The organism is Pilosibacter fragilis, from assembly GCF_032490495.1.
Classification (GTDB): Bacteria; Bacillota; Clostridia; order Lachnospirales; family Lachnospiraceae; genus Pilosibacter; species Pilosibacter fragilis.
Genome location: NZ_JAVYJB010000077.1, coordinates 1 through 593 on the forward strand (window position 1 = coordinate 1; position 593 = coordinate 593).

General features: G+C 45.0%; 2 rRNA genes. Both read left to right on the forward strand.

What is annotated here, in order from left to right:
* Nucleotides 1-117, forward strand: a 5S ribosomal RNA gene (gene rrf / locus ABCW45_RS17805).
* Nucleotides 118-482: 365 nt separating this feature from the next.
* A 23S ribosomal RNA gene (locus tag ABCW45_RS17810) occupies nt 483-593 on the forward strand; the annotation flags it as partial.

Below are 593 nucleotides of genomic sequence, written 5' to 3' on the forward strand. Positions count from 1 at the left end.
CCGGTGCCGATGCGCTTATGGGACACACCCGTTCCCATCCCGAACACGACGGTTAAGACGTAAGCGGCCGATGGTACTATGCTGGAGACGGCATGGGAGAGCAGGTGGGTGCCGGATTCTATTTGAAAAATACTCGAAAGAGTTTTCAAATAAAACAGACATGTTCTAGCGGGTGGAGATAAAGGCGAAGTTCGCGATGATGAATGTGTTAACCCGTTCCAGCAGGGTAATGCTGTTAATAACTGGTTTTTACCAGTGATTAGTAAGCTCAAGTATATTGAACTCGCTAATGACTGATAAACTTCAGTCATAACGTACCTTGAAAATCACATATTGAAATATTGAATCTTAAATATTTAAGATACAAGACATCCGAGGCGTATCGAAAGATACGTAACCGAAAGAATCAAGTAAACACGAGACCAGGGGTGCAACGCTATGCATCTTCGTATGAAAACCGTTCCCGCGGTGGAAATACTACTGGTTAAGCTAGAAAGAGCGCAGGGTGGATGCCTTGGCACTAAGAGCCGATGAAAGACGTGATAAGCTGCGAAAAGCTTCGGGGAGGAGCAAATATCCTTTGATCCGGAGAT